This is a genomic window from Bradyrhizobium barranii subsp. barranii (assembly GCF_017565645.3).
Lineage (GTDB): Bacteria > Pseudomonadota > Alphaproteobacteria > Rhizobiales > Xanthobacteraceae > Bradyrhizobium > Bradyrhizobium barranii.
Map to the genome: position 1 here is coordinate 7,092,897 of NZ_CP086136.1, position 21,652 is coordinate 7,114,548.

Sequence of the window (21,652 nt, forward strand, 5' to 3'; positions counted from 1 at the left end):
ACAGCCTGTCGGCAGAGAATCAACGCGCTACGGGGCGCGTGGGGTCCTCCCTGCCTGAATCGGACCCGCAGGCGCAAGGGCAGCAAGGGCGAAAGGTACGCTGATTCCCAGATTACGGCCATTTCCGGTACTTTTCGGGCATTTTATCCGCGTCCGGCGCCGAATCCCTGCTTCAGCCGCATGACGTAACCGATGACCTCGGCGACCGCATGGTAGTGCTCGGTCGGGATTTCCTGGTCGATTTCGACGGTGGCGTAGAGCGCGCGGGCGAGCGGAACGTTCTCGACGATCGGGATGTCGTGCTCGCGCGCGATCTCCCGGATCTTGAAGGCGAGATTGTCGACGCCCTTGGCGACGCAGATCGGCGCGGACATGCCGCGCTCGTAGGACAGCGCGATCGAATAGTGGGTCGGGTTGGTGATGATCACGGAGGCCTTGGGAACCGCCGCCATCATGCGCTTCTTGGAGCGATGCTGGCGCAATTGCCGGAGCTTGCCCTTGATGTGCGGGTCGCCTTCGGACTGCTTGAACTCTTCCTTGATCTCCTGGAGCGACATCTTCTGCCGCTGGAACCAGCTGCGATACTGGAAGAAATAGTCGCCAATGGCGATGATCGCGAGCGCCGCGACCACTGCGCCGAGCAGATGAATGGTCAGGCTGGTGCTGGCGCCCAGCATGGCTGCAGGATCGAGCCTGACCATCGCCTCCATGCGATGACGCTCCGGCCAGAGGACCACGGTCATGACCGCCCCGAGCACGATCAGCTTGCCGAGCCCCTTGAGGAAGTTCGCGGCCGCCTGCTTGCCGAAGATGCGCTTGAGGCCCTCGGCCGGCGACAGCTTGCTGAATTTGGGTTTGAGGGATTCGGCCGACCAGACCAGGCGATGCTGGAGCACGTTGCCGGCAATCGCCGCCAGCACCAGCATCAGCAGGGGCACGCCGATCGCCGCGAGCACGGCGACCTCGATCTGCTGCATCAGCGCGAGCAGAGCCCTGCCGTCGGTCTTGATCATCCAGGAATTGGCAAGCAGGTTGCGCATCGGCGTCACCAGCCCGCTGCCCACCGAGCCCGAGAAGGTGGAGACCACAAGCGTGCCGCCCGCGATCATGAACCAGGTGTTGATCTCCTGGCTCTTGGCGACGTCGCCGCGTTCGAGCGCCTCTTCGAGACGCTTTTGTGTCGGGTCTTCTGTTTGACTGTCGGGATCGTTGTCGTCTGCCATCGATCACCTATTTGAGCGGCATCATCTGGTGCATCACACCGATGAAATAGTCGAGATACGTGCCCATCATCGCGGTGAGCACCACGGCGAGCACCAGGAAGCCCACGAAGATCGACAGCGGCACGCCGACGAAATAGACCTGCATCTGCGGCATCAGCCGCGCCAGCACGCCGAGCCCGATGTTGAAAACGAGGCCGAACACCAGAAACGGCCCGGAAAGCTGCAAGCCCAGGCTGAACGCTGCGGCAAAGGCGCGCGTCGCCAGTGAAGCGACGTCGCCGCTCGATACGGTCTCGCCGGGCGCGAAGATCGTGTAGCTGTCGTTCAGAGCGGCGATCACCAGATGATGGCTGTCGGTGGCAAACAGCAGCGTCACCCCGAGCATGGTCAGGAAATTGCCGACCAGCACGCCCTGCTGTCCCTGTGTCGGATCGACCGAAGTGACGAAGCCGAGCCCCATCTGCTGCGCAATCACGGCGCCCGCGACCTGAAGAGCCGACAACGTCACGCGCGCGGTCGCCCCCAGCACGATGCCGATCACGATCTCGTGCAGCATCATGACCAGCAGCGGCGCGATCGAGCCCATGTCGACGTGGTAGGCGTTGCGATGCAGCGGCAGGATGATCAGCGTGAGCAGCAGCGCGATCGCCAGCTTGATCCGCGTCGGAATGTTGGTCTCGCCCAGCCCCGGCAACAGCATCACCATCGCACCGACCCGGGCGAAGGCGAGCATGAAGGAAGCGGCGAGCGCCGGCAGCAGCGAGACGTCGATGCGCATGACGGGCGCATTGTGCCTCAGCCGCCGATGATTCGCGACGAGATCCGCATCATGTGGGAATGGAGTGCGTCGGCCATGAACGGCAGCGCCAGCAGCATCGTGGCGAAGATGGCCAGGATCTTCGGCACGTAGATCAGCGTCTGCTCCTGGATCTGCGTCAGCGCCTGGAACAGCGACACGACGACGCCGACCACGAGGCCGACCACCATCAGCGGCGACGACACGATCACGATGGTCCAGATCGCATCACGCGCGACGTCGAGGGTTTCAGGTCCGGTCATTGCATAATTCCTTGTTCATTTCTCGCCTCCTCACCGCTGTTCCGAGCGGTGCAAAGGTCTATCCCCGTCATTGCGAGCGCAGCGAAGCAATCCAGACTGCCGCCAGCGGAAAGATTCTGGATTGCTTCGCTTCGCTCGCAATGACAATTGGGGCGAGCGCGAGCGCCAAAAATCAGATCGGCATCTTCATGATGTCTTCATATGCCGCGATCACGCGGTCGCGGACCGAGACCAGCGTGGACACCGCGACGTCGGTGTCGGCGACCGCCGTCACCACGTCCATCACGTTGGCCTTGCCGGCGGCCATCGCCACCGTCTGCGCGTCGGACTTGCGGCCGGACTCCATGACGCTGCCGACAGCGTCTTTCAGGAGCGACGCGAAGGACTGCCCGCTCGCTTCGCTGCCCTTGCCGGCGCCGCTGTTCTCCAGCACGCGGGCGAGGTTGGCATAAGCATTGGCTGCGATTGTCGGTGATGCCATGGCTTAATTGTCCTGTTCAGCTCTTGAGGATGTCGAGCGTGCGCTGGATCATCCGGCGCGTCGCACTGATGATGTTGAGATTGGCCTCGTAGGACCGCTGCGCGTCGCGCATGTCGGTCATCTCGACCACCGAGTTCACGTTGGGATATTTGACGTTGCCGGTCGCATCGGCGGCCGGATTGCTCGGTTCGTATTTGGTGCGGAAATTCGACTGGTCCGGCTTGATCCTGCCGAGAGTGACGACCTGCGCGTCGAGCGTGCGGTCCAGCGCGGAGGAGAAGGTCGGCACCTTGCGCCGGTAGGGATCGCCACCTGATGTCTGCGAGGTCGAATCCGCGTTCGCGATGTTCTCCGAGATCACCCGCATGCGCCCGGCCTGCGCGCGCAGGCCGGAGGTCGCGATCGCCATCGAGCGGGCAAAGTCGCTGCTGTCATTCGCCATGATGCGCTTCCCTCAGCTCTTGAGCATGATCTCCGCGCAAACGCGTTCCGCGTTTGTCGCGAGGGAAAACCGCCCGCACACTTTTCCGGATCATGCTCTAGCCTTTGCCGATCGCGGTCTTGAGCAGATGCAGGCTCTTGGAATAGAGCGAGGTCGCCGCCGCGTAGTCCATCTGGTTGCTGGCGGCCTTCATCATCTCCTCCTCGAGATTGACGGCGTTGCCCGCGGGACGGGTCTCGAAACCCGCATTCCTGTTCTGGTCGAAGCCCGAGGCCGCGCCGGATGGCGTCATGTGGGAGCCGCTGGTGCGGGTGAGCGCCAGGGGGCCCATCGAGCCGGTGACGGCGCCTGATTTGTCGAGCTTCGGCTCGACCAGGTCGCGCGGCCGGAATTTGGGCGTGTCGGAATTGGAGACGTTCTCGGACAGGACGCGCTGGCGTTCCTGGTGCCACTGCATCTTGGTGCGAAGCGCCGACAGCACCGGGAGGTCGTTGATGGACATCGTTGCGGCTCCTTCCGCCTCTCGGACCAAAGGCCCGAAGCTAGGCAGAATTTGCCGCGTGTATGGTTAACAGGTGGTTAAAGATGGCGTCGATGCATGTCCCTTGACGGAACACCATTTTGCGCCCCCCGTGATTCTACGCATCCAAAAGCGGCATTAACCCAACCGTTTGGCGGGCCATGCACAGGCCAAGAAGTCGTTTTGGATCGAGCGATTCATAGGTTATTAAGAGCTGGGGACGGCAAAACTTGCCGTGGGACGTTAAGAAATCGCAGTTTGGGGCATCCCACGCCGATGGTCGGCGCGTCTGACCATGGGCACGAGAAAAGCGCCATTTGTCGGGGACAAGTATGCAAGGCAGCCCAATCACCTTCATCGTGGCGTTCATCGTCGTTCTGGCGTTGATCGGCGTCGCCGCATGGTTGGTTCGCCGATTCGCCAGCAGCCGGCTCGGTGCCAACACCCAGCGCGGCCGGATGCCCCGGCTTGCCGTGATCGATGCCGCCGCGGTCGATGGCCGGCGCCGCCTGGTGCTGGTCCGGCGCGACAATGTCGAGCATCTCCTGATGATTGGCGGTCCCACCGACATCGTCGTCGAGCCCAATATCGTGCGCGCCGCGCCCGGCCGCGACCAGCTTCCGCAGCGTTCCAATGCCGCCGAGCCGCCGCGCCTTGCCCCGATGCCCGATACCAGCAGCTGGACCGACGAAGCTCCGCGGCCCGAACTGCTCGATCATCCCGAACCGCAAATGCCCGAGCCGCCGCCGCGGCCGCGCCCGTCCTTCGCCGACGAGGTACGCCGGCCCGCTCCCGCGCTGGCCGAGCGCCGCAACGAACCGCCACTGGCCGGCTTTCCGCCTGAGCCGATCCTGCCGCCGCGCCCCGAGCGCGAGGCACGCCCCGAGCCGGTTCCGCCGCGCATCGCCCGCAGCGAGCCTCCGCTGATGCCACGTCCCCCGCGGCAGAGCGAGCCGGTGAAAGTGCCCCCGGTGCGCGCCGAGCGCGCGGCCGCGCCACCGCCTCCTCCGCCCGTGCCGCAGGCTCCGCCCGTTCCGCCGCCGGCCCCCGCTCCTGCCGCGCCCTCGAACGCCGAGCAGAATCTCGCCGAGATGGCGCAGCGGCTCGAAGCCGCGCTGCGCCGCCCCGCCGGCGAGACGGTCGCGCCTCCGGTTGCGCCGGAGCCGCCCGCGCCGCCGCCGCCCCCCCGGGCCGCACGCAGCGAGCCGCCGGCCCCCCCGGCTCCGCCCGCAAAGCCGGCCGCGGAGAAGACCAGCTTTGAAAATCTCGAAGACGAGATGGCCTCGCTACTCGGCCGTCCGAAGCCGTCTTCGTGAGGCTGCCGGCCCTCCCGCGTAGAGTTGTTTTTCTTTCTGTCCTGATCGCCGCGGCTTCGCTCGCGATGCCTGCGCATGCGCAGGACATCAGCATCAATCTCGGCGGTCAGGGGGGCGGCGTCACCGAGCGCGCGATCCAGCTCATCGCGCTGCTCACGGTGCTGTCGATCGCGCCGTCGATCCTGATCATGATGACGTCATTCACGCGCATCGTGGTCGTCTTGTCGCTGCTGCGCACAGCGATGGGCACGGCGACCGCGCCGCCGAACTCGGTGATCATCGCGCTCGCGATGTTCCTCACCTTCTTCGTGATGGGACCTGTCCTGCAGAAGTCCTACGACGAGGGCATCCGCCCGCTCGTCGCCAACCAGCTTGGCGTCGAGGACGCACTCCAGCGCGCTTCCGTCCCCTTGCGCGGCTTCATGCAGAAGAACGTGCGCGAGAAGGACCTCAAGCTGTTCCTGGATCTCTCCGGGGAGCCGCCGCCGGCCACGCCGGATGACCTCGCGCTCCGCATCCTCGTCCCCGCCTTCATGATCTCCGAGTTGAAGCGCGCCTTCGAGATCGGCTTCCTGCTGTTTCTTCCCTTCCTGATCATCGACCTCGTCGTCGCCTCCGTGCTGATGTCGATGGGCATGATGATGCTGCCGCCCGCAACGATCTCGCTGCCGTTCAAGCTGATCTTCTTCGTGCTGGTCGATGGCTGGTCGCTGGTGGCGGGAAGCCTGGTGCAGAGTTACGGGGGCGGATAACTGCCGCTCCATCCGCCGTCATGCCCCGGCTTGACCGGGGCATCCAGTACGCCGCGGCCTTTCGATTTCATCACTGCGGTCTCTGGAATACTGGATCGCCCGATCAAGTCGGGCGATGACACCGAGAACGTGGCGTACAGTGAGACGGCGTCGACAGCGCCCCTACCCCTTCACGTCATACTGCTTGCTGAGGTGATCGCCGATCTGCACCAGCATGGCGACGCTTTCGGGGAAGCCCGGCTTATCCGTCGCGGCCTGGTCGGCATCGGCACGGAATTCCCAGCTGTCGCCGTCGCGGACGATCGAGATGACGAGGTCATCCGGACCATCGGCATGGACCTTCAATTCGGCCCGCGCCATGGCGATGAGTTCGGCTTCGGTCTTGGCAGGCTTGCTCATATCGACGCTCTCCCGGCATGAAGACGCGCAGGTTGCCGCTTCAACGGGCACCTGTCGAGAGGCCTCGTGGTAGCAGGGTTCCTACCGCGTCATCTTGATCTGGCGCACGACGGGGATCGTGGGCAGCGAGCCGGTGTGGTCGGCCTCGTCCTTGGCTTGCGGCGCGGCCGGCGCGCGGGCGGTGGCGTCGGGGAAGCGCTGCTTCATCTCGCGCAGGAAACCATCGAGCGTGTCGGCGCTGGCAGCGAGCTTGGCGATCTCGGCGAATTCGGCGCTGGAGGACGCTGCCGGCTTGCTCGCGATGTCGAACGCGACCCGGTCCGCACTCTCGCTCATCAGCGGCGCATATTTCTCGCGGAAGCGCGACAGGCCGATCGAATCGTCGGCGAGCGCATAGCCGACGGCGGCACGGATGATGTCGCTCTTCTCCACCGCGTTGAGTGGCTTGAAGTCGCGAAAGCGGTCGCCGTAATAGAGCTCGATCTGCTCGGCGGATTCGCGCCAGCGCCGCGCCGCCCAGAAGATGTCGGAGCGCAGGCGGAGCACCTCGCGTCCGGAGACGTTGGAGACGATGTCGAGCGCGAGATCGTGGCGGCCGACGTCGCTCTGCGCGCGCGCCTCCAGCAGCAGCCGCTGCTGCCGCAGCTCGCCGGAGAGATCGCTGATGCGGCTCGCGCGCAGCGCCGAGATCGCCATGTCGGGCTTGCGGTTGGCGAGGTAGATCATGGACAGGCGCGCGGCGACCTGGGCGCGGGCTGCGCCTTCGAGGCGATGGTCGACCTGGTACTGCAACAGCTCGGCGGCCTGGTCGAGCAGGTCGATCGAGGCGAGACGGTCGGCGAGTCGGCGGATCAGCTCGTCGCCGCGGCGGCCGATCGGCGTCAGCTCGCGGAACTCGTAGAACATCCCGAGCGCCTCGACCGGCGGCAGCTCGTCGCCCTTGGGCCCCAGGAATATCTGCGTGAACAGGTCGGAGGCGAGGTCCTGCGCCTGACGCGAGGCCTCGGCGTTCGGCTGGAGCCTTGTCGCCGTGCGCGCCGCTCTGAGCGCGTCCCGGTAGGGCCCGTTCTCGGCATATATCTGCGACAGCATCTGGAGCGTCTTGACCTCGATCGAGTCGCCCCGCCAGGTCATCGACAGCGTCTCGAGCTCACGCAGCGCGTCTTCCTTGCTGATCTCGTCGCGCTTCTGCCGCAGCGCCACTTCGAGCTGCTTGGCCTCGGCCGCCGCCTGACGATCGTTCGAGGCGACCGCGAATTTGTAGTCGTCGAGCGCGTCCTTGTCGTGGCCGAGCGCCTCGGCGAGCCGGCCGCGCAGCACGGCGAAGCCGGGCGCCGCCTCTGGCGATATGCCGACCACCTCGATCTCGCTGCGGCGCTTGGAGGCGCCGGCATAATCCTTCACCTCGAGCGAGGCGCGCATCGCCTCCATCGTCACGATGCGCTGGATGTCGATCGGTAGCGAGGCGATGGCGAATTCGACGTTCTTGAACTTCTCGCGCGCATCCGCCCACTTGCCCTGGCGCGCATAGGCGAGCGCCTTCCAGAGCTGGGAATCGTGGCTGTTGCCGATCACGGGATTGGCGAGGTCCTTCAAGCCCTGCGCTGGCCGGCCGATCAAGATGTTCGCGATCGCATGCATGATCAGCGCGCCGCTCTCCTCCTTGTTGAGGGGATCGGCCAGCATCAGGTCGGTCACCGACTTGGCTTCGTGGTACATGGCGCGGGACATGTAGAACTGCGCGAGATCGAGCCGCGGCAGCGAGCGCTGTGCCGGCTCGACGGCCGCGATCGCCGTGATCAGGCTGCCCTGGCGCGTCCAGAAATCCTCCGACTGGCCCTTGCGCCAGCCTTCCGGACTGAAGACCGGCCGCACCGCGGTCGGTGCCCGCTCGGCGGAGATATCAACCGGCGACAGCGTCAGTCCACCCTTCTTGCCGAGAATGACCTTGTCGGATCCGACCTCGACGCCGACCTCGTCGGAGTTCGGCCGGATCGCGATGCCGTGCGCGGATTCCAGCAGCGAAAGATCGACGAGATCCTGCCGCTTGATGAAGCCGCGCACCGGCCGTTGCCCGGTGACGACATAGAGCGTGTCACCGGCGTCGGGATCGGTCAGCTTGTGCAACAGGCCCGGATTGGCGAAGGGGATCGCGATATTGGCGAGCGCGGGGTCGGTGATGTTGCGCGACATCATCAGCGGCAGCGGCGTCGCCTGGATCTTGTCGGCGAGCGTCAGGAGCCAATTGGTCTCCTTGCCGACCTCCTCACTCGTCAGCGAGTAGACCAGCGGCCGGGTGAGACGGATGCGGACCGCCTGCCCCTTGTCGAGCGGCATGCGGCTGACCTCGCCGATCATCGCACCGCCCCGGCTGCGGATCGCCTCGACGTCGATCGGCTTCGGCGTATCGAACACTAGCCACACGGTATCGCCGCGGCGGAACGCCGCCGCAGGCGTTGCCACCTGAAGCGGGAAGATCACGCGCAAGCCATCGCTGTCGCGGCGGACATCGACGCTGGCCACGGTGGGCTGCGGCGCGGCCGGCGCCTCGGCGGGTGCGGCCTTGATGCTTTCCTTGACCGGCTCTTTCGCAGCCTCCTTCACGACCTCCTTGGGCGCTTCGGACACTGCGGGCTTGGCGGGCGCGACCACAGCTTCCGTTGCCGGCGCCGCAGGCTTCGACACGTCCTTGGGCGGTTCCGCAGCATGCGGTGCTTCCGCCGCGGGAGCCGGCGCGGGCTTCGGTGCCTCGACCGGCGGCATCGCCGCCTGAGCTTCCGGCTTCACCTCGGACTTGGCTTCGGGCTTGGCTTCGATCTTGGCTTCGCGCGCGATCGTCTCGGACGTCGGCGGCGCGATCTCGCGATGGACCTCCTTCGGCTTCTCGGCCGCCGGCTTTTCCGGAGCCGGTCCATGGCCTTGGGCCGCAGGCTTCGCCTGCGCGATCACCGCCTCAGCCGTCGCGGCGGTCTTGCCCTTGTCGGGTTGGAAGGAGATGTCGACGACGTAATTCTTCTCGTCGCGGAAGGAGTGCACGTCCGAATCGCCGATCAGCGCGATCTCGACACTGGTCTGGTCGATGTCGGACTTCTGCTTGATCGAGGCGACATTCGGGGGCGCGGCTACGACGGCGTCCGCCAGATCGAAATTGAGGCCGGCATTGAACGCGAGCGTGAGCTTCTGCTCGTTGAGCACGGAGGACACGCCGACGCCGTCGGGCATCTCGAACACGAAGCGCACGAAAGTCGGCTGCACCGAGGCGCGCACGCGGATCTGCGGACGCTTTTTGGTCTCTGCCGCGGCGCGCTGGGCGCGCAAGGCACGTTCGGCGACACGCGCACGCTCGGCCAGTTCCTTGACCACGTCCATGGGCAGGCTTGGCGGCGGCCCCTTCCAGCCCTCCGGCAAGAGGTCGATGAAGGTGCGCTCGCCGGCGTTCATGGTGTTGACGGTGACGCGCCGCGCCAGCGACAGGCGGATGGCGCTGCCGTCGGGATCGCGGCGGGCAGAATTGACGTAGTCGGGCGCACCTTCCGGAACGCGATCGACGGGAACGTCGACCGCCCGGTCGAAGCGAATGATGAGAATGGAGCCGGCCGTCGTCACCTCGGAGGGAACGTCCTCGCCGAGCTTGATCACCAAACGGGCAAAGCCGCCACTGGCCGAGAAAGTCGCCTCGCCCCGGACCACATCGGCGGCGCGGGCGGGCGCACCGAGGCCGATGAGCAGGCAGGCCGCCAGCACGGGCGCCTTGCGGACATGATGCGACAGCCCCCGCGCCAAAGCGCGGGGTCGCAACATAAATCCAGCGGCAGCCTTCTGCGCCATTGGCGGCGTTTCTTCCAATTCGGCGGTCCATGCCGGCACTGGCGCCGGCCCGTGCCGTCGACTGTAGGTTTTGCCAATTAAGGACTTGTTAATGCTGTAATGACGAATTCACCCGGCACAGTGCGTCGCGACGCCTGCTTGCGGGCTCGGGCGTTCGTGCTTCGAATCTGGAGAGCAAGTGGTTAAGGAGGTGTTAACACCCCGTCGTCCGCACCCGTCAGGAATGCTAATCAAACCCCGCGATTGGCCGGCAAGGCATTCAACTTGCCTCGCGCTTCGCGAATTGACTGCAAGGTCAATCGCTTTTCCGAGATTCGGCTCTCGATGTACTCACGCTCGAGATCGGTCAGCTGTGTGTTCAACAACCGCTGATAGCGGCGAATGCTATCGTCGTGAGCTTGAATGAGCGCGAACCTTGCATCCATATTCACCTCCGATTCGTTCCGCCTCACCGAGCCAACTCAGTCGTAATCGACGCCATAACGCGCGAACTCGTCGCCGATGTTCTTCTGAATTGTCCTTGCAGTCGAAATGTCAGATTTTCCGCCGATCGCATCGCCTTGCTTCAGCTTGGCAAGCCCGCGACCAAAAAGCGCGCTCGCCAGTTCGGGGGCGACTCGCAAGGCAGCATTGTAGTCATCGATCGCCGCACCGAACTCACCCATCTTCAGGTGGATCAGCCCACGCGAGTCGTACACGGCAGCGCTGGTCGATCCCGATTGAAGCGCTCTGTCGCAATCCTCCAGCGCTTCTCGCGAGGCGCTGAGAACCGCGCGGGTCCAACATCGTCCGCTCCATGCCGCCCGCGAGGCGGGCTGGAGACGGATTGCCTCGTCGTAATCATGCGCCGCGCGCTGGTGGTCGTTTTTCTTCAGATAGGCTCCGGCGCGGTTGACGAAGGCAGCGCCATAGCCGGGATCGAGCTTGATCGCATCATCAAAGGCTTCGATCGCGAGCTCATATTCACGTCTCCTCAAGTGAGCCACGCCGCGGTTGTTGAAGGCCTTTGCGTATGTCGGATTGAGTGCGATCGACTGATCGAAGTCGCTGATGGCGCTGTCGTAGTCGCCCTTTGCCGTGTAGGCGTTGCCGCGATTGTTATACGCGATTGCCAGAGCTGCCGACGAATCTGGACGCGCCTGTATGAAAGTCGTGCAGGCGCCGATCCGGGCATCGAGCGAGGTGGTACCCGTCCCGTTGCACAGTTCGATATTGCTGAGATAGCTGTCCTTCACCCCGGAGTTCTGGGCCGCGACCGGCAAGCCGACCCACATCAGGACGACAAGCGCCAGTCCGCCTTCGGCAACGGAGGATCCTGGTTTCATGTCAGGCTCCCGATCTTCTGAGATCTGGCGATTGCACCGGCTCGGACCAATTCTCTAGCAGCCGCGACAGATGTTCAGATTGAGCCTTTGCTCGGCCCTTTGCTCGGGTTGGCGTGGCCCCGCTGCGCCGGGCTTCTTCGTATATTTGGTCTTGCCCTCTTCGATCAGAGTGGAAAACCTGGTGGTTCCGTCGTCCGAGATTTCGACGTGAGGTGTAGTGCCTCGAATGCCCATCGTCGCGACCGGCGTTTCGATCTTCATGTCACCGGTCTTCGCAACCTGGCCGGCAACAAAAACGAACGTACCCTTGGTCAGGTTGAAGGCTGTCGAATTGGACTTTCCACCCGGCTCGTAGACGTATTCGTCCAATGTCATGCGGGCGTTGCTCGACAAGTTGAACGAAGTTCCATCGACGAAATTGATGCCGACCCGACTGTCGGCACCGGTTCGAACCACATCGCCCAAATAGACGGGATCACCGACTTTCGTCTGGATGGATTCGGCCCCGACGTTTGCCTGGACAATGGCGGCGCCCGCATGCTCGATGATGACCGAGCCATCGGCTGTCACAACTTTCCCGATTGGCTTTGACGACGAGTCCAGCACGGCACGCCGCGGAGAATCGTCCTGCGCCTGAACCGGGCGGGGTGACGAAGCGGCCAGCGCAAGGACGAGACCTGCCACGAGAACAATCGCTGCACGAGTGCCCATGGCTTCCTCCTTTTCGAAGATATGATCCTCGAGCATCCGAACGGCTCCGACAGCGCCGACGAAAGCCATCGGGGATAATGGCAGACCAGCAACAGCAAACCACGACAGCCAAAATGGTTATTCCGGGGTAATCCGAATGGCTGATCGCCGTGTCCAAAAGAGTCACTATCCGCGCCAGGCAATTTCAAACAGCTTTTAGCGCTGAAAGCGGTACCGTCGGGCGAAACGTCAGCAATTCTGCCGTGATCAGCCTGGGCGGAATTCTCAGAAACGACAACTTTTTAGCGGGCATAGCTGAGGTTGCCGGCACAAAATTGTTCCCGATCGCGTGACGCGGCAAGCCGGCCAAGACGCGGCGGCATAGGGCGACGCCTGAGGCCGACCGCTAGGGCAATCGAGGTTGAAAAATGGCCGTCACGTCCACTGCAGAGCACGGGGGCGAGCGCGAAGCCGCTGCGGGCCTGCATCGCCGCGTGAAGACGGCGAAGAGCAATCCTCCTGATGTACCCGCTATTCAATCTCATGAGCGAGCCTCTGCCGGCCGTTTCGGGATGCTGTCGCTCACGGCATTGCTCTTCTCGATGATCAAAGAGGTCAGGGCCGCAGACCCGAACGCAACGTTCCTGGACGACGATACGATTACATACAAGGACTTTGCACACGGCACGTTCGAGCTCACGACCAAGGAATCAATCCCGCGGCACATCATCGTCGAGGACCCCGGACAAACGGTCGTGCTGAGCAAGGTCGGCTCCGGGCTTACCGTGAATCAGCTCGACAACAGCGCGACCCGCATGGAGGAGCTGCGGGTGGCCCAGCAGGAGGCGCTCGAAAATTTCTCGAAGGGATTTGGCAAGAACGGGTCCGGCACGCCTCTGTTCGTCGAATCTCTGCCGCTGGAGCCGATCAATTTCATAGCGCCCGCGGCGCCAAGCGCACTGCTGCCGTTGCAGCCGATCATCGTCACGGTGCCCGACATCATCACGCCCGTGCGGACGCCGCCGATCTTGAATGTGCAGGCGGGCCCGCTTGAACTCGACACGGTCGCGTTCGACGTCTTCGCCGCAACGAGGGGAACCTTCAGCGCCAGCAGCTCCAGCGCCGCGCTGACTTTCGGCATCAGCGGAGGCGCTACGGGCGCTACCGCGCTGGAGGGAGCGATCTACGACGTATCGAAGACCAGCTCTTATGGCACGCTTTATCTGAACAGCTCGACTGGCGCCTATGCCTTCGTTCCCAACAGTGGCGCGATCAACGCGCTGAAGACGCCGACCACCGATAGCTTTGTGATCACCGTGTCCGACGGGTCGCTTTCGGCTCAACAGGCCTTCACGATCAACATCAACGGAGCCGACGACGCGGCGATCATCTCCGGCACGACGACCGGCTTGTCAATCGAATCCGGCGGCGTCGCCAATGCCCCATCCGGCCCACCTGTCACAACCGGCCCACCCGTCACAACCGGCAAGCTTTCGGATATCGACGTCGACGACCCCGCCAACACTTTCGCGGCTGTCAATTCCCCGACGAAGAGTGCGCACGGCTACGGCACTTTTACGATGACCGCCGACGGCGTCTGGAGCTACACGCTCGATCAATCCAACAGCGCAGTGCAGGCTCTGAACGTCGGCAAGACGCTGACAGACACCTTCACGGTGACCAGCATCGGCGGCACCCCGCAGTTGATTACCATCACGATCAACGGCTCCAACGACGCTGCCATCATTTCCGGGACGACGACCGGCACCGTGACGGAAGCCGCGTGTTGGAGGCCCGGGACTCCGATCGCGACCGGCAAGCTTGCAGATACGGATGTCGACAATACTCCCGACAGCTTCACGCCGGTGACCTCGCCCAGGGCGAGCGACCACGGTTACGGCTGCTTCCGGATGACGGCTGACGGCGTCTGGACCTACACGCTCGATGACACCAATTGCGCCGTCCAGGCGCTGAACGCCCACGACACCCTGACCGACACCTTCACCGTGACCACCGTCGACGGCACCGCGCAGGTGGTGACGATCACCATCCACGGCACGAACGATCCGGCCATTATCCACGGCTGCATCACTGGCTCGGTGACCGAGCCCGATTGCAGGGAACACGGCAAGCCGACGGCGAGCGGCAGACTGACTGACACCGACGTCGACAACGCGCCGAATACATTCACGCCGGTCACTTGTGCGACACGGAGCGCGGGCGGCTACGGCACTTTCACAATGACCGCCGCCGGTGTGTGGACCTACACGCTCGACACCGCCAACTGTGCCGTGCAGGCGCTTCCTTCCTGCGAGACTTTGACCGACACCTTCACGGTCACGACCATCGATGGGACGGAACAGACCATAGCCATCACAATCCACGGCGCCGACGATCGCGACCATTTCGGCCACGCGGCAGCTCTCAATGCCGCCGATCCGCCCCACGCCACCGCGCCGCCCGAAGACAATGCGGCTGCGAGAGCCTTTGCCGCCGGTCCGACGATGGCTGCGGGCACCCATGACGCGAACACGGATGGCATCGGCGCCTCCGGCGAAAGTCCGGATCATGGCAAGATCGGCACAAACGGCGGTCGCGACACCTCTCATGACGGGCACGAACAGACCCTTCTTGCCGGCGGCTCCAGAGACGATCATTTCGTCTTTGCCTCGACGTCGAATTCCAGTGCAGCGCGCCCTGATATCATCTCTGGTTTCAAGGCAGACTCTGAGCGGGGCGACCTGATAGCGCTCGGCGCGCTCACTCTCTCCGTTCTGGCACTCGACCCCTCCAGCACGACGGTGCCCGCACATACGATCGCCTGGCTCTACGACAGCTCGGCGAACCAGACCATCGTTTACGTCAATCCGACGGATCAAAGCCTGAGCATCGGCGATTCCAGCCTGGTGGAAGTCCATCTCGATGGCTTCTCCACCGTCCAGACGTCGGATTTCATGCTCGCGCTGGAAACGTCGGGTCATGCGATGGCAGCCGAGCCGGCCAATCTCGAAACGGGCGCGGACAACGACGCGACCGTTAGCCCGACGACGGTGACCAGCCTCTCATCAGGCGAAACCGTCCATGAGCGAGCCGCCCTGATCGACGGAGACGGGCCCGGGCAAGCTGCGAAGGCGAGCGGGTGCAGGTTAGATGTCGATTGCGAACGGGTTGTCCGGGTCGGGCACACCCAGTTCGTTCAGCCCGACGATGCGAACACGCGATCGGACGCGCCAACCGGCGAGAACGTGGCCTCCGCGGTGAGCCACGTGCAGCCCGTCAACCAGCTTCATCCCACGGCAGTCGCGGAGAATAGGTTCGTATTCGACAAGTTGACACCGTTCGACAACGGCAAGGGGATCGCGCCCGCTCCAGAGAGCGTGGCCGCCAAGGACAGCGGCCCGGTCACGCCGTCCACGGTCGACCCAAGCATGGAGTCCGGCCCAGACTCCATCGAGACGTCACACCACGAAAATCACTTGCGCGAGCATCATCATGGGGACCCGATAGCCGAGAACGGCCTTCCTCGAGTTGCTTCGGTTCACCTCGGGGACTCATTTCATTTCAAGCAGCACGGCTCTGACGGTTCGGGTGACATTGCGCCCGCGCCCTGGCACGCGGCGGTCGAACCCTACGCCATCAAGGATGGCGCTTTGCATGGCCACCATTCAGAGCTCAGCGCAGGATGGGACGATCCTTCGGACCCGTCCGATCATCACGAACATGCTGGCGTCGTCCACGGATTCAGGGCGGCGTCGATGCCTGATCCATCCCCGCCGCATATTGATCCGGCTCACGGCGCAGGCTCAGCTCACGCCCACGTGCCGCACGATCTGATCGTGTGATGTCCGCAGGGCAACTGGATCTTCAGTGTTGTTTTCCGGTGCCATCCGATGCGGCGGAGCTGTCCCGCTCGGGACAAGCATCGTCAATGTCGCCATCCTCTTCTTGCGGCGGCAATGCATGCTGATGGTCAAGCGCGGATGTCCAGGCCAACGTCATCGCCGCGATGAGCAGCCGATTGACGGCTTCGATTGCGCGTTCTGCTACGGACGAGTAATTCATGGCTTCCGCCCGCGCGGCTGATTGCCGATGGCGGGAGCCTAGGACGAACTCTCCAGCACCACTGTACTCCAGTTCACAGTTGCACGCGTCAACTCATCGCAGCCTCAGAAGATGCCGCTTGCTTCAGCTGCATCTGCAACGCGAGCCGACGAGCTTCGTGCGGCAAGGACGTCAAGCTCGCGGCGATCACCCCACTCCCCGGCGCGTTTGACCTGCGTACTTGGTTGCCGAGTAGGCTCGCACAACCTCAGAGGTGTTGCGGTCCATCAACGACTCTGAATCAAATGTGATCATTGCGATGCGAATGCGATTGGTCAACTTTTTTGGGGGAGCAATCAATGAGCGGAGAAGCCAACTGCATTGTATGTAGCCAGGCAAGAGCGGTCGTAGCCGTCTTTCCAATCGCGCGGGGCTATGCACTAAAGGTATACGAGTGTTCCTGCTGCCACAGCACCCTTCATCTCGTGACTCGCACGACGAAGGCTGCGCTGATCAGGCAGCACTGCGAGACCCTCCTTCCCGTCGAGAAGCCGCTGAGCGCGACGGGTCCCAGGGTTCAACAGCGGTTCGCGAACTAGACACGCAAGGCGTCTAGCCGCGTACAGGCCGAACGACCGCGCGATTGCGCGCAGGCTGCCGCAGCGCGCCGCGCCTCCGGAGCCTTCAATTCGGCTTTTGCGTCGGCTTGCCGTCGATCTTGGGGAGATCGCCGGCCGCGGCCGATTGATCGCCGCCGCCATTGGCCCGGCGGGCCATCTCGACCGTCAGCCGCTCGGCGGCCTCCGGCGACATCACGCCCATGATGTCCGACATCTTTCGCGGCGCGATCTGCGAGGCGATCTCGATCAGCACGCCCATCTCGAGCCGGTCGAACACCCGTGCGGCGTCCTTGGGCTTCATGCCCTCATACATGGTCACGAGGCCCTTCATGCGCTGGGCTTCGGCGGCCTTCTGCTCGGCCTGGGTCGCGGAGATGCGGGATTCCACCGCCTTCATCTCCTCGACCTTGTTTTCGATGCGCTTCTCGGCCGACTTCAGCAGGTTCTCGCGGATGTCGATCTCGCGCTGGCGGGACTCGATCTCCTGGCGGCGTGCCTGCAAGCGCTCCAGGATCGCGCGCTCGGAGGCCGAGACCTGCGGCTGGGCCTCGTCCATCTTGACCACGGTGCCCTCGGGTTTGGTCTCGGGCGCGGCGGGCTTCGGCGCCTCCTTCGGCGCGCCGTGGGTAGATCCCGTGATATCGGGGTCTTCCCGCCCCGTCGGAAAGTTCAGATTCTCCTGCGCCCAGGATTTTTTGATCTGGCTCGGCTGGTAGTCGAAGACATAGCCGCCATTGATCACGAGGCCCACGACCTTGAGCGTGGCGAGCCCTGCGACGGCGACCAGGACGACTGGAATGACGCGGATGTTACGAAAGGATTTCATACCCTGACTTTATGCCGCAAGGCCGTTGGATCGTCGTCGCTCGGAGAAGGCTTCGGCCGCAGCCGCCACCGCCTTCGCCGATGAGGGCTTGGCCGCGGGCACCGCGGCCGCTTCCGGGCTCGCCGCAGGGCGCGCGGCGATCGCGATCTTGGACAGGCGCCGCACGACGTTGTCGGCTTCGCCGAGCTGCTTGTAGAGCTGGTCCGACATCTGCGTCGCCGCCGCAAGCTGGCTGCCGAGGTTCTCGTTGACGTCGCGCACCGCGAGCTTCAGCCCGCCGATCGCGCGCTCGGCGATCTCGGTGGCGGTGATCAGCTCGCCGATGACCGCCTTCAGCGAATGCTCGTCCGCCTTCAGCCGCGTCAGCCGCTTGTTGAGCATGACACAGTAAACGATGGTCAGCATCAGCAGGATAGCCACCAGCGTCTCGATCGCCATTCCCAGGGAGTGGTTCATGGGGCCTCCATCATCTTGTTCTGCTCGTCCACCTTCTCGAACATCGCAAGTGTCGTACTTGGCTTGCGCAGGGGTTTCGTCACCCGTATCGCGACGCGGTCGCCGACCCGGCCCATCCGCCCCTCGGTCAGGGTGACGTCGCCGCAACGCACGGTCACGTTGGCATCCGCGCGCATGTCGAGCGGCAGGGTGTCGCCGACCTTGAGCCGCATCAGCTGCTTGAGCGGGATTTCGGCCTCGTAGAGTACGGCATCGACCGCGATCTCGGCCTGGTTGATCTCGGTGGCGAAATGGCCCTCCCAGATCGTGTCGCGGCCGAATTTTTCGCCCATGAACATCTGGAGCAGGACGCCCCGGATCGGCTCGATGGTCGCGTAGGGCAGCAGCAGCTCGATATTGCCGCCGCGATCTTCCATGTCGATGCGCAGGCGCACCAGGATCGCGGCGTTGGCAGGACGGCTGATCGCGGCGAAACGCGGATTGGTCTCGAGCCGGTCGATCGTGAAGGTCACCGGCGACAGCGGCCGGAACGCCTGTTCGGCATCGACCAGCACCACCTCGACCAGCCGCTTGACCAGCTCGGTCTCGATCGTGGTGTAGGGCCGGCCCTCGATGCGGAGCTGGCTGGCGCCGCGGCGGCCGCCGAGCAGCACGTCGATCATCGAATAGATCAGGCTCGAATCGACCACCGCCATGCCGAAGTTTTCCCACTCCTCGGCCTTGAACACCGAGAGAACGGCCGGCAGCGGGATCGAGTTCATGTAGTCGCCGAAGCGCACCGAGGTGATGCGGTCGAGCGAGACTTCGACGTTGTCGGAGGTGAAATTGCGCAAGGAGGTCGTCAGCAACCGCACCAGGCGGTCGAAGACGATTTCGAGCATCGGCAGACGCTCGTAGGAGACCATCGCTGAATCGATGATCGCGCGAATGCCGGAATGGTCGTCGAGCGTGACGTCACCGACCGCGAAGCCGAGAAGATTGTCGATCTCCTCCTGCGACAGCACCCGCTCGCCGGAATTCTTGCCGGCGCCGAGATCGCGGCTGCCGTCCTCGACCATGGCCGCCCATTGCAGGGCCATGGTCTCGGATAGTTCGTTTTCGGCAGCAGCCTTCGCGGCCTCGGCGGGATCCTCGGAATCAAGCGAGGCCTCCCATTGGGCGGCAATTGCATCCTGGTCTGGTTGGTCGGTGCCTGCCATGATCCCTAGCCCGTCATGCTCACTGGATCACGACTTCCTTGAACAGCACTGCGCTGACCTGGACCGGGGCGACCGCCGCGTTGACGCGCTTGGTCAGCTCTTCCTTGAGGCGGAAGACGCCGGCGGACCCGTTGAGGTCGGAGGAACGCAGCTCGCGCACATAGGTCTGGAAGATGTCGGTGATGCGCGGCATCGTCGGCTTGATCGCCTCGATCTGCTTCTCTTCCTTGAGCTCCAGCACGATCTTGAGCTTGAGATATTGCACGCGCTCACCGGGCGCGCCGGCGAGGTTGACCATGATGTCGGGCACGTCGACGAAGGCCGGCGGCTTCGGCGGCGGCGCCGCCTCGGCGTGATGCTCGTCGTCGCCATGACGGAAGAAGAAGAACCAGGTCGCGGCACCGCCGCCGAGGACGGCGAGCAGGCCGACGGCCATGATGATGAGCTTGAGCTTGTTCTTCGGCGGGGCGGCTTCCGCGCCTTCGGCGGCTCCGCCGCCTTCCGCTTCATTGTCTGCCATGGTCGATAGGCTCGCTCATCTCATAAGGGGTCGAAAGAGCGAAGCCTCCTGGCAGACAGTGACGCGATACAAATGCCCCAGCGCAGTGCGCTCCTCTTACACGCAAACGCTACGGTAATAATGGTTAACGGAATCTTTCGATTGGGCCTCCACTAGGAAAAATCTGCCGGGCAAACATGGCTAACAGAACCTTTCTGCCGCCTCCCCGCACCCCTCAAGAATATACCAAGACACTAAAATTACACAGTTTTTGGAGTTGGCACGGCTTTCGCTGAGAGAGGACCGAGGCCGGAGGGTTTGGGAGAACCTGGCGGTCTCGTTCACGGGTCGGCCAAGGCGCTTGGGAGAGCGAGGTGGCAGGCTCACTCAGGGGAGATTTCCGATGCAGAACGCGCTTCTGATCGGCTTGTCACGGCAGATGACGTTGGAACGGCAGATGGATGTCATCGCCAACAACGTCGCCAATGCCAACACCAACGGCTTCAAGGCCGACCATTCGCTGTTCGAGGAGTTTCTCAACTCGAACGCGCGTGAGGACAATTTCATCGCGTCCGACCGCCGGGTCTCCTATGTGCAGGACCGCGGCACCTTCCGCGACGTCGGCCAGGGGCCGATGGAGCCGACCAACAACCCGCTCGACATGGCGATCGACGGCAACGCGTTCTTCGCGGTGCAGGCCAATGGCGGCGAACGCTACACCCGCGACGGCAAATTCTCGCTCAATAGCACCGGCCAGCTCGTCACCTCCGACGGCAACCTCGTGCTCGGCACCGGCGGCCCGATCACCTTCCAGCCCACCGACCACGACATCAATGTCGCGCCCGACGGCACCGTCACGGTGCTCGAGGGCACCGCCAAGACCGACTCGATCCGCGGCAAGATCCGCATGGCTGCGTTCGACGATGCGGCGAAGCTGACCAAGCTCGGCGCGAACCTCTATGACGTCGGCTCCGCGACCCCGCAGGCCATCACCAGGTCGACCGTGCGCCAGGGCTACATCGAGAAGTCCAATGTGAACTCGGTCGGCGAGATGAGCCGCATGGTCGAAGTCATGCGCAGCTACACCGCCATCGCCAACCTGCTCCAGCAGCAGAGCGACCTCCACAAATCGGCGATCGAGAAGCTCGCCGACGTTCCGGCCTGATTAGGGGATCACTGACATGCAAGCGCTCCACACCGCTGCGACCGGAATGGCGGCCCAGGAACTCAACGTCCAGGTCATCTCCAACAACATCGCCAACCTGCGCACCACCGGTTTCAAGAAGCAGACGGCGGCGTTCCAGGACCTGATCTACGAGCACGTCCGCCGCGTCGGCGCGCAGGCCTCGGACCAGGGCACCATCGTGCCCGTCGGCGTCGACATCGGCGGCGGCGTCAAGACCGTCGGCACGCCGCGCAGCATGACGCAGGGCACGCTGTCGCAGACCGGCAACGACCTCGACCTCGCGATCTCGGGCGAAGGCTTCTTCAAGATCCTGATGCCCGACGGCACCTTCCAGTACACCCGCGACGGCACCTTCCAGATGGACAACCAGGGCCGCGTCGTCACCGCGCAGGGCAACCCGGTGCAGCCGACCATCAGCATCCCGAACAACGCCTCCGGCCTCGCCGTCAACGAGCAGGGCCAGGTCTCGGTGACGCTGCCGGGTTCGTCGACGTCGGCCGTTCAGGGCCAGATTGGCGTGACCCGCTTCATCAACAAGGCGGGCCTCCAGCCCGTCGGCAACAATCAGTTCGTCGAGACGCCCTCTTCCGGCCCGCCGCAGGACGGCACCGCGAACTCCGAAGGCTACGGCAAGGTCACGCAGGGCAGCCTGGAGCAGGCCAATGTCGACGTCGTCTCGGAGATGAGCGACCTGATCGCCGCGCAGCGCGCCTACGAGATGAACGCCAAGGTCATCAGCGCCGCCGACCAGATGATGCAATCGACCACGGCGCTGTTCCGCTGAGGTGAT

Annotated in this window: 21 protein-coding genes; 5 read left to right on the forward strand and 16 right to left on the reverse strand. The window is 64.0% G+C overall.

Going from position 1 to position 21,652, the window contains the following annotated elements; all coding sequences use genetic code 11:
* Nucleotides 1-143: 143 nt before the first annotated feature.
* The 6 genes from flhB to flgB all read right to left on the reverse strand — a co-directional run bounded on the left by flhB (nucleotide 144) and on the right by flgB (nucleotide 3,707).
* Entirely contained in the window at nucleotides 144-1,223 is a 1,080-nt protein-coding gene (flhB, locus tag J4G43_RS34775; RefSeq protein ID WP_208087691.1) for a flagellar biosynthesis protein FlhB, read from the reverse strand.
* 7 nt (nucleotides 1,224-1,230) lie between these two features.
* A complete protein-coding gene (gene fliR, locus J4G43_RS34780) occupies nucleotides 1,231-2,001 on the reverse strand; it encodes a flagellar biosynthetic protein FliR (protein WP_028148497.1) in 771 nt (256 codons plus the stop codon).
* A 17-nt stretch (nucleotides 2,002-2,018) separates the two neighbouring features.
* Nucleotides 2,019-2,282, reverse strand: coding sequence for a flagellar biosynthesis protein FliQ (fliQ, locus tag J4G43_RS34785; protein ID WP_014494021.1), 264 nt, complete (start codon nucleotides 2,280-2,282; stop codon nucleotides 2,019-2,021).
* A 172-nt stretch (nucleotides 2,283-2,454) separates the two neighbouring features.
* A complete protein-coding gene (fliE, locus tag J4G43_RS34790) occupies nucleotides 2,455-2,763 on the reverse strand; it encodes a flagellar hook-basal body complex protein FliE (RefSeq protein WP_008142413.1) in 309 nt (102 codons plus the stop codon).
* A gap of 16 nt (nucleotides 2,764-2,779) precedes the next feature.
* On the reverse strand, nucleotides 2,780-3,205 hold the full coding sequence (flgC, locus tag J4G43_RS34795) for a flagellar basal body rod protein FlgC (RefSeq protein WP_028148498.1): 426 nt from the start codon (nucleotides 3,203-3,205) through the stop codon (nucleotides 2,780-2,782).
* 97 nt (nucleotides 3,206-3,302) lie between these two features.
* Nucleotides 3,303-3,707, reverse strand: coding sequence for a flagellar basal body rod protein FlgB (flgB, locus tag J4G43_RS34800; RefSeq protein WP_063982288.1), 405 nt, complete (start codon nucleotides 3,705-3,707; stop codon nucleotides 3,303-3,305).
* Nucleotides 3,708-4,057: 350 nt separating this feature from the next.
* Here flgB and J4G43_RS34805 point away from each other — a divergent pair, with 350 nt between their 5' ends.
* On the forward strand, nucleotides 4,058-5,041 hold the full coding sequence (locus J4G43_RS34805) for a flagellar biosynthetic protein FliO (RefSeq protein WP_208087692.1): 984 nt from the start codon (nucleotides 4,058-4,060) through the stop codon (nucleotides 5,039-5,041).
* Nucleotides 5,038-5,793 carry a flagellar type III secretion system pore protein FliP gene (gene fliP, locus J4G43_RS34810; RefSeq protein ID WP_063982286.1) on the forward strand — a complete coding sequence of 252 codons (756 nt, stop codon included), beginning with the start codon at nucleotides 5,038-5,040 and terminating at the stop codon, nucleotides 5,791-5,793. Before J4G43_RS34805 ends, fliP begins: the two co-directional genes overlap by 4 nt.
* Nucleotides 5,794-5,955: 162 nt before the next feature.
* On the opposite strand, the gene J4G43_RS34815 is transcribed toward fliP, so the two are convergent.
* From J4G43_RS34815 to J4G43_RS34835, 5 genes are all read right to left on the reverse strand, one after another.
* On the reverse strand, nucleotides 5,956-6,192 hold the full coding sequence (locus tag J4G43_RS34815; protein ID WP_028148501.1) for a hypothetical protein: 237 nt from the start codon (nucleotides 6,190-6,192) through the stop codon (nucleotides 5,956-5,958).
* An 81-nt stretch (nucleotides 6,193-6,273) separates the two neighbouring features.
* Nucleotides 6,274-10,020, reverse strand: coding sequence for a tetratricopeptide repeat protein (locus J4G43_RS34820; protein WP_208087693.1), 3,747 nt, complete (start codon nucleotides 10,018-10,020; stop codon nucleotides 6,274-6,276).
* A 230-nt stretch (nucleotides 10,021-10,250) separates the two neighbouring features.
* Nucleotides 10,251-10,445 (reverse strand): hypothetical protein, encoded by a 195-nt coding sequence (locus J4G43_RS34825; RefSeq protein WP_135214595.1) that lies wholly within the window; start codon nucleotides 10,443-10,445, stop codon nucleotides 10,251-10,253.
* Nucleotides 10,446-10,481: 36 nt separating this feature from the next.
* Nucleotides 10,482-11,345, reverse strand: coding sequence for a tetratricopeptide repeat protein (locus J4G43_RS34830; RefSeq protein WP_063982282.1), 864 nt, complete (start codon nucleotides 11,343-11,345; stop codon nucleotides 10,482-10,484).
* A gap of 54 nt (nucleotides 11,346-11,399) precedes the next feature.
* Nucleotides 11,400-12,092 (reverse strand): FecR family protein, encoded by a 693-nt coding sequence (locus J4G43_RS34835; RefSeq protein WP_208087694.1) that lies wholly within the window; start codon nucleotides 12,090-12,092, stop codon nucleotides 11,400-11,402.
* Between the two features lie 371 nt (nucleotides 12,093-12,463).
* Here J4G43_RS34835 and J4G43_RS34840 point away from each other — a divergent pair, with 371 nt between their 5' ends.
* Complete coding sequence (locus tag J4G43_RS34840; protein ID WP_208087695.1) at nucleotides 12,464-15,877, forward strand: VCBS domain-containing protein; 3,414 nt, start codon at nucleotides 12,464-12,466, stop codon at nucleotides 15,875-15,877.
* A 22-nt stretch (nucleotides 15,878-15,899) separates the two neighbouring features.
* On the opposite strand, the gene J4G43_RS34845 is transcribed toward J4G43_RS34840, so the two are convergent.
* The 5 genes from J4G43_RS34845 to fliL all read right to left on the reverse strand — a co-directional run bounded on the left by J4G43_RS34845 (nucleotide 15,900) and on the right by fliL (nucleotide 19,697).
* On the reverse strand, nucleotides 15,900-16,097 hold the full coding sequence (locus J4G43_RS34845; protein ID WP_071912220.1) for a hypothetical protein: 198 nt from the start codon (nucleotides 16,095-16,097) through the stop codon (nucleotides 15,900-15,902).
* A gap of 663 nt (nucleotides 16,098-16,760) precedes the next feature.
* Nucleotides 16,761-17,522, reverse strand: coding sequence for a MotE family protein (locus J4G43_RS34850; protein ID WP_208087696.1), 762 nt, complete (start codon nucleotides 17,520-17,522; stop codon nucleotides 16,761-16,763).
* 9 nt (nucleotides 17,523-17,531) lie between these two features.
* Nucleotides 17,532-17,978: a DUF6468 domain-containing protein gene (locus tag J4G43_RS34855; RefSeq protein ID WP_063982280.1), complete on the reverse strand. Its 447-nt coding sequence runs from the start codon at nucleotides 17,976-17,978 to the stop codon at nucleotides 17,532-17,534.
* Entirely contained in the window at nucleotides 17,975-19,177 is a 1,203-nt protein-coding gene (gene fliM, locus J4G43_RS34860) for a flagellar motor switch protein FliM (protein ID WP_071912214.1), read from the reverse strand. The genes J4G43_RS34855 and fliM overlap by 4 nt, the downstream gene beginning before the upstream one ends.
* Nucleotides 19,178-19,196: 19 nt before the next feature.
* The gene (gene fliL / locus J4G43_RS34865) at nucleotides 19,197-19,697 is read right to left on the reverse strand and encodes a flagellar basal body-associated protein FliL (RefSeq protein ID WP_208087697.1); all 501 of its coding nucleotides are present in this window, start codon (nucleotides 19,695-19,697) and stop codon (nucleotides 19,197-19,199) included.
* 382 nt (nucleotides 19,698-20,079) lie between these two features.
* Here fliL and flgF point away from each other — a divergent pair, with 382 nt between their 5' ends.
* Complete coding sequence (flgF, locus tag J4G43_RS34870; RefSeq protein WP_135214589.1) at nucleotides 20,080-20,841, forward strand: flagellar basal-body rod protein FlgF; 762 nt, start codon at nucleotides 20,080-20,082, stop codon at nucleotides 20,839-20,841.
* 16 nt (nucleotides 20,842-20,857) lie between these two features.
* Nucleotides 20,858-21,646 carry a flagellar basal-body rod protein FlgG gene (flgG, locus tag J4G43_RS34875; RefSeq protein WP_208087698.1) on the forward strand — a complete coding sequence of 263 codons (789 nt, stop codon included), beginning with the start codon at nucleotides 20,858-20,860 and terminating at the stop codon, nucleotides 21,644-21,646.
* Nucleotides 21,647-21,652: the final 6 nt, after the last annotated feature.

Excerpts from the sequence above, each read along its gene's own strand:
- flhB (WP_208087691.1), bottom strand. The coding sequence starts at position 1,223 with ATGGCAGACGACAACGATCCCGACAGTCAAACAGAAGACCCGACACAA.
- fliR (WP_028148497.1), bottom strand. The coding sequence starts at position 2,001 with ATGCGCATCGACGTCTCGCTGCTGCCGGCGCTCGCCGCTTCCTTCATG.
- fliQ (WP_014494021.1), bottom strand. The coding sequence starts at position 2,282 with ATGACCGGACCTGAAACCCTCGACGTCGCGCGTGATGCGATCTGGACC.
- fliE (WP_008142413.1), bottom strand. The coding sequence starts at position 2,763 with ATGGCATCACCGACAATCGCAGCCAATGCTTATGCCAACCTCGCCCGC.
- flgC (WP_028148498.1), bottom strand. The coding sequence starts at position 3,205 with ATGGCGAATGACAGCAGCGACTTTGCCCGCTCGATGGCGATCGCGACC.
- flgB (WP_063982288.1), bottom strand. The coding sequence starts at position 3,707 with ATGTCCATCAACGACCTCCCGGTGCTGTCGGCGCTTCGCACCAAGATG.
- J4G43_RS34805 (WP_208087692.1), top strand. The coding sequence starts at position 4,058 with ATGCAAGGCAGCCCAATCACCTTCATCGTGGCGTTCATCGTCGTTCTG.
- J4G43_RS34815 (WP_028148501.1), bottom strand. The coding sequence starts at position 6,192 with ATGAGCAAGCCTGCCAAGACCGAAGCCGAACTCATCGCCATGGCGCGG.
- J4G43_RS34820 (WP_208087693.1), bottom strand. The coding sequence starts at position 10,020 with ATGGCGCAGAAGGCTGCCGCTGGATTTATGTTGCGACCCCGCGCTTTG.
- J4G43_RS34825 (WP_135214595.1), bottom strand. The coding sequence starts at position 10,445 with ATGGATGCAAGGTTCGCGCTCATTCAAGCTCACGACGATAGCATTCGC.
- J4G43_RS34830 (WP_063982282.1), bottom strand. The coding sequence starts at position 11,345 with ATGAAACCAGGATCCTCCGTTGCCGAAGGCGGACTGGCGCTTGTCGTC.
- J4G43_RS34835 (WP_208087694.1), bottom strand. The coding sequence starts at position 12,092 with ATGCTCGAGGATCATATCTTCGAAAAGGAGGAAGCCATGGGCACTCGT.
- J4G43_RS34840 (WP_208087695.1), top strand. The coding sequence starts at position 12,464 with ATGGCCGTCACGTCCACTGCAGAGCACGGGGGCGAGCGCGAAGCCGCT.
- J4G43_RS34845 (WP_071912220.1), bottom strand. The coding sequence starts at position 16,097 with ATGAATTACTCGTCCGTAGCAGAACGCGCAATCGAAGCCGTCAATCGG.
- J4G43_RS34850 (WP_208087696.1), bottom strand. The coding sequence starts at position 17,522 with ATGAAATCCTTTCGTAACATCCGCGTCATTCCAGTCGTCCTGGTCGCC.
- J4G43_RS34855 (WP_063982280.1), bottom strand. The coding sequence starts at position 17,978 with ATGAACCACTCCCTGGGAATGGCGATCGAGACGCTGGTGGCTATCCTG.
- fliM (WP_071912214.1), bottom strand. The coding sequence starts at position 19,177 with ATGGCAGGCACCGACCAACCAGACCAGGATGCAATTGCCGCCCAATGG.
- fliL (WP_208087697.1), bottom strand. The coding sequence starts at position 19,697 with ATGGCAGACAATGAAGCGGAAGGCGGCGGAGCCGCCGAAGGCGCGGAA.
- flgF (WP_135214589.1), top strand. The coding sequence starts at position 20,080 with ATGCAGAACGCGCTTCTGATCGGCTTGTCACGGCAGATGACGTTGGAA.
- flgG (WP_208087698.1), top strand. The coding sequence starts at position 20,858 with ATGCAAGCGCTCCACACCGCTGCGACCGGAATGGCGGCCCAGGAACTC.